Source organism: Bacteroidetes Order II. bacterium, from assembly GCA_016788705.1.
Classification (GTDB): domain Bacteria; phylum Bacteroidota; class Rhodothermia; order Rhodothermales; family UBA2364; genus UBA2364.
This window is the reverse complement of sequence record JAEUSQ010000048.1, coordinates 1-5897: the sequence shown is the minus strand read 5'-3', so window position 1 is coordinate 5897 and position 5897 is coordinate 1. Positions and strand designations below refer to the sequence as shown.

The 5897-nt window shown below is 47.8% G+C and carries 4 protein-coding genes; 1 reads left to right on the top strand and 3 read right to left on the bottom strand.

Annotation, left to right across the window (positions count from 1 at the left end):
- From JNN12_12290 to JNN12_12280, 3 genes are all read right to left on the bottom strand, one after another.
- Window positions 1-374 (bottom strand): hypothetical protein (locus JNN12_12290; protein MBL7979112.1); only part of this gene is annotated, 374 nt, incomplete at its 3' end.
- A 40-nt stretch (window positions 375-414) separates the two neighbouring features.
- Window positions 415-3741: a ThuA domain-containing protein gene (locus JNN12_12285; protein MBL7979111.1), complete on the bottom strand. Its 3327-nt coding sequence runs from the start codon at window positions 3739-3741 to the stop codon at window positions 415-417.
- A gap of 181 nt (window positions 3742-3922) precedes the next feature.
- Window positions 3923-4636, bottom strand: coding sequence for a hypothetical protein (locus JNN12_12280; protein ID MBL7979110.1), 714 nt, complete (start codon window positions 4634-4636; stop codon window positions 3923-3925).
- A gap of 228 nt (window positions 4637-4864) precedes the next feature.
- Here JNN12_12280 and JNN12_12275 point away from each other — a divergent pair, with 228 nt between their 5' ends.
- Window positions 4865-5512, top strand: coding sequence for a CoA pyrophosphatase (locus JNN12_12275; protein ID MBL7979109.1), 648 nt, complete (start codon window positions 4865-4867; stop codon window positions 5510-5512).
- Window positions 5513-5897: the final 385 nt, after the last annotated feature.

The window sequence follows — 5897 nt, the reverse complement described above, 5'->3', positions numbered from 1 at the left end:
GTATGGCGTTCTTCGGCCTCGAAGCGGATGTCCACCTCGATCACCACCTTGGGTGGAAGGGCGATGTAACGCTCGGTCTCGCCGATTTTCGCCAATTGTGCTTTCTCGAACAAGGCAATATCGCACGCACGGTTGTGCCCGACCCCCATATGCAACCCAATTTCGTTGCTGAGTACTCGCCATGCCTTACGATCAAGGCTTTGAAACAAAAAATGCAAGACCGCTTCTATGATCCTTGCTTGTAAGTAACTACTGCCCATCAAGTCTTCCACGTTTTTTTGCCCATTCAGTACCTTCCGATACCCTTTATAATAATAAGGTGTACCGTTTACTTCTTCGGCAATCAAGTCTTGAGAAATGGCTAAGGTTTCCATACACATTCAGGCTCGTTTATCACTTGAACTGGTGGTTGATTTAGGGGTTTCCTCCGCGCTCAAAACGAATCCAGTCTAAGGCAATTTGTGTGTTTCCATCAGCCGGATTACGATATACCAACCAGACTTCTTGCACCCCACTCGCTTGAATTGGGATTTCCTGTGAGGTAGCAAGATCGGTACTCCCAACGACGGTTCCATTGATGCCTCCTACGCGCAACTCTATGGTTCCTGTGGCTTTGCCCACCAATCCCAAAACCAATTTTCGGATATTCGTCAAGTCCAATTTGTCGTACATCAAAAACGCCTGATGACGGATATTGCCTAACCAATACTTTCCAGCGCGTTCTTCGAGGCGGATATTGGGATCCATGCGGGTATAATGCTCGGCTTGGATGGTGGCTGGTCTTAAAATCAGATCGGCTCCGGTGATAAGCGACCGAACGCCCTGAGCGCCTTTATCCGCATAAGCTGCTCGGAAGTGATACGTTCCATTCGGTGCATTTTGGGCTTTGTGTTCGGTCATGGGCAACTGACCTGATAGCGGTATTGGTTTTTCTTTTTTGGCCAAAGACAAGATGTAATCCGCAATGCGCCCGGCTTCAGAGGCTGTTAAGCCCGGATGTGCGGGCATTTGTTGTTGCCCCCAAACACCTCGGCTCCCCGTCTGAATTTTGCGGGCCAGATATTGTTGCATGTTTTTTCCCGATTTATACCGCTCCGAGACCTGCATAAATGAAGGACCTACGGCTACTTCTTGTGTTTTGTGGCACGATGAACAATCCGATTTTTCTATCAACTGTACTGCCGAGATGATCTCCTTTTGTTGCTGGTGTCCTTGCCCTACGCTTGTAAGATCGAAGCCCATCGGAACAAACGTTTTATTAATCGTCACCATTTCAGGATTGATGGTTCCGTCTTCGCGATCCGTCACCGAGACGTGGTAGGTTATGGGTTGATTGTCCCAATAAAACGTCCGATTTTCTACGTTCCAAGTGATTTGTGGTGCTTCATTTCCAGCCAATACTTCAGTTTTGGTGGTAGATTTACCGCCCTCAGCATCCGTCACTTCCAACGAAACGGCATAAACACCGGCTTTATCGAAGGTGAAGGATACGTCTTTTCCGGTTTGGGTGGTTCCATCGGGGAAGTTCCATTTATAGGAAAGCACATCGTCTTTGTCGTAATCAATCGAAGCCCCACCAGAGAATTTTACAGAAAGAGGAAGTGCGCCTGACGCTTTATCGGTGGTGATGGCTGCAATCGGCGCACGGTTTCCGGCATTATAGCCAATTTTCACGATGCGGGCATCCAAGTTCTCGGTAGTCCAACTTTTCCCATATTCGAGCACATACAACGAGCCATCTGGCCCCCACTCGGTATCAATCGGGTTAGCAAATTCAAATTGCTCAAAAACAGGCTCCATTTCGTAAAAATCGCCTTTTTCGTCTAATTCCACCAAATAAAACTTCCCGCGCATCCATTCATAGGTCATCACCTTGTTGTCGAAGTAATCCGGAAGGGCTATTGCCGAGTTTTTGTACTGCGACGAGTCATAAAAAGGTGCCACCATCGCCGTCCGTCCACCAAAACCCATCAACGGAAAGTCTTCGCCATTCCAATACGGATACCAAATGAAGGCTTTTTGAGCGGGCGGCAGTTGCTGAATCCCCGTATTATTGGGCGAAAGGTTGAGCGGTGCATTGGGATTAAACGGCTCGCCAGAAGTTTTGGTCGCAAAATCGTAGGCGTTATATGGTTTATTGTTGGCATTAAACAGTGGCCATCCAAAATAGCCCGCTTTCTTGGCTTGATTCACCTCGTCGTGGCCACGTGGCCCACGTCCGGTACTGTCACGCACCGCATCCGGCCCCACATCGCCCCAATACAAGTATTTTCTTTTTGGATCCCACGCATGACGGTAGGGATTTCGGCAACCCATCACATAGATTTCGGGTCGGGTTCCGGCAGTTCCTTTTGGAAATAAGTTGCCTTCTGGAATGCTATACGAGCCATCTGACTCAGGTTTTATGCGCAGGATTTTGCCACGTAAGTCATTGGTATTAGAAGAGGTATGTCGTGCATCAAACGCGGAGCGGCCAGGCTGTCCATCTATGGGTGCATACCCATCCGAGAAGAAGGGATTCGTGTTGTCGCCCACCGAGATAAAGAGGTTCCCAGCATCGTCAAAGTTTAGGTATCCGGCAGAGTGGCAACATTCTTTTCGTTGAACCGGAATCTCGATCACCACTTTTTCGGAAGTCTTGTCCAACTTATCGTCCTTCAGTACAAAGCGCGAAACACGTTGAGCAGAGCTATCTCCGGGTGGCGAATAAAACAAGTAAATCCAATGATTTTCTGTATAATTCGGATCTCGAACAAAGCCCAAAAGCCCGTCTTCTAATTTGTAATTCACCTTCAAGCTGTCCAAAACACGGGTAGATTGGGTTTGGGCATCGTATTTTTTGAGCGCACCGCTCCGCTCAATGAGCACCACATCACCATTTGGAAAAACTTCCATCGCCATCGGTTCGAAGAAAACCTCCGAGAGTACTGTTCGGGAAAAACGTGAAGTTTCTGGAACCCGTGGTGTCCGCGCTTTGCTATAATCCAATTCTAAATTCTCGCCAATGGCATAGCGAATACCGCCCAGAAGGTGCTTTAAGAACAATGGTTCGGTATAACTTTCCTCGGTATGGCCCAGCGCCGTATAAAACGCCCGCCCACCGTCATATTCATGATACCATGCAATAGGATGTTTGCCATTCATCTTGCCGCCTTGATAAGATGACTCGTCTAAGTCCAACAAAATCTTGAGGGTAGAGTCAAGGGAGCCGGGCTTAAAATCATACCACTCGTCCTTGCGAACCCACGGATTGGGCAAGCCTTCGGTGGCGGGATGATTGGTCTCGCGAACATGTAACTTGGCTTCCTGAATAGCGGGATGGCTCTCGAAATAGGCGCCCGCCAAATGGTTGTACCAAGGCCATTTGTATTCCGTATCGCTTGCCGCATGAACGCCCACATAGCCGCCGCCTGCCTGAATATAGCGCTCAAAATCTGCTTGTTGAATGTGGTTTAGGACATCGCCTGTGGTATTCAAGAAGATAACGGCGCTATACCGTTTTAAATTTTCTTCATTAAATCGAGCGGCGTTTTCGGTGGTGTCCACCAATACGTTATACTTCTTGCCCAATTTCTGAATGGCCTCAATTCCGTTTGTGATAGACGGATGGCGATACCCCAAGGTTTTGGTAAAGACCAAGACTCGTGTTTCGGGGCGCTGACGGTTACAGGAAGATGCCAGGTTCAAAAAAACCATTGCTAACAAGAGCAAGACCTGTGTTGGACGCGGGAAAAACTTCATAGGAATGCTAAAAATCAAGGGTGAATTTCTGGCCAAGTTAAGACAATGTGTGCCCCAAAAAAACAGTACTTAAAAATGGTTTGGATACAACAAACAGCAAGCCCCCCACTTCCAAGGCCAACTTAAAGAGCAGGGGCTTAGGTGTGCATTTAATAAGGGGCGTGGAAATGTTTATCCCCTCCTACAAATTGATGGTAAACTTTGTTTTACCCAGAAAAAGACCCCGATTGGGTAACAGGTAGTCCGTATTATACCTCCCAGTAGTGGCATTATACGTCATAATACTGGAAGTAAGAGAGGCGTGCCGTTTGAAGAGAGGAAAGGATACCCCAAACGGAATTTCGAAACCTGCGGCAGAAGGGCATCTGGGGTTTAGCCCGTTTTTATGGGAATTTGGCGTATTGCATAAAGCAACATAAACCCCAACACCCGCCATCCCTTTTACTTTCCGTGAGAGATCGAAGGTGCGTACCAGAGCCAAGCTATACCGACGATCCACATAGAGGTCATCTTTCGTATTACCGCTATTTTCTCTCGGAACCGAGTCTGTATAATGTGTTGCTGTTACCTTCGCTTGCAGATTCCACTTAGAATCTTTCAGGGGTTTTAACCAAGTATAGGCCAATTCTGTCTTATTAGAACTGTATTCATTTTCGTTGAATTTATATGCATCTCTCGAAAAACTCAGTTCCACCGCATGTTGCTTGGAAAAGCGATAACCCGCCATTCCCCCATATCCGATATGGTTGCTACCGCCACGAAGGGGCATTTGATCGAAGGTGTAATAAAACCCGGGCTTGGACTGGAAGACCAATTGTGCATGTGCCGTGCCGAAAAGGCAAAAGAAGAACAGGCCAGCCACCCATGCGGCTCGCATAGAAAATAGGTATTTCATGATAGTTTTGGTATTTGGTTTGAAAGAACTATCCAGCAGGCACGTGCAAATGTAGAATAGCAGTGAAACGTATTAAACCACGTAATTCGTATGCGGTTTATAGAATAAAACTCATTTTGTCTGCTGCAATCCAAGCCTGATTATAAACCTGAAGCGCAAAAATGCGGACTTATTTGGGCCTAATCGGCCAGTCGCCCTATTTTAGTGCCGAAAAAGCTCCACTCACAGATGCAATTTAGTTCCACCCTTACGTATTTAAAAAACCGCCTCCAGACGCCTTTACCCGGTGTAGTGGCTCAGTCTCAGATGGCCCCACCGTATCGCCGGGCCCTCGTGGAAGATGCCTTGCGAATGGCACGAGAGGAAAACGGTAAACCACCCCGACATGCGGCGGTTGCCCTTATCCTCTTTCCGAAAGACGAGACCGCGCACATTATCCTCACGGTTCGCCGTTCCGACCTAAAAGACCATCCCGGACAAGTTTCCTTTCCCGGTGGGCGGATTGAGCCGCAGGAATCGCCAGAAGAAGCTGCTTTTCGCGAGGCCCAAGAAGAAGTGGGCATTGACATGACACAACTTCGGGTGATTGGAAGGCTTTCGGAACTTTACATCCCGCCTTCTAATTTTTTGGTACAACCTTTTGTAATGTACCACACCCCAGCGCCCCAGTTTGTCCTTCAGACAACGGAGGTGGAGAAGGTACTCGAAGTGCCTTTAGCACACTTCATGCAACCTGAAAACCGAAAAACCCAACCATGGCACCGAAACGGAGAAGTGATTCATATGCCTACTTTTGTGGCAGCCGGACACACCATCTGGGGGGGAACGGCGATGATGCTAAATGAATTGCTTGCCTTGTTACGAGATCGTGCGTAGGGTATAAAGTTTCTGTTTAGTTGAATTGGTAGGTTCATCCAATACAAGATTTCCGATGAATCCCACAAAGTGTGTTTTTTATTTTTTACAGGTTCTCAGCCGCTCTAAAGCCTCCTTCGCAATGGGGTCTTTTGCTCCTACGGCCTGCCGGATCAGGTCATATCCTTTTTGCATTTCAGCCAAGCCTTCTGTGGTTCTACCCCTGCGCAATAACGCGCACCCCTTAATGCTGGAAACTTCCCCCTGAGGTGGTCTGATTTAGGCGGACACAAATCTAACTTAATATTGTGTCATGAAGAAACAAGAACAAGCAGTAAGTCCTGCAAGTGCGAACCGGTTGCGGCGCAAGTATGACAGGGCGTTCAAAGAAGAAGCAGTGCGGATG

Bases quoted from the DNA above. Each gene is read 5' to 3' on its own strand.
- JNN12_12280 (MBL7979110.1), bottom strand. From the start codon at position 4,636: ATGAAATACCTATTTTCTATGCGAGCCGCATGGGTGGCTGGCCTGTTC.
- JNN12_12285 (MBL7979111.1), bottom strand. From the start codon at position 3,741: ATGAAGTTTTTCCCGCGTCCAACACAGGTCTTGCTCTTGTTAGCAATG.
- JNN12_12275 (MBL7979109.1), top strand. From the start codon at position 4,865: ATGCAATTTAGTTCCACCCTTACGTATTTAAAAAACCGCCTCCAGACG.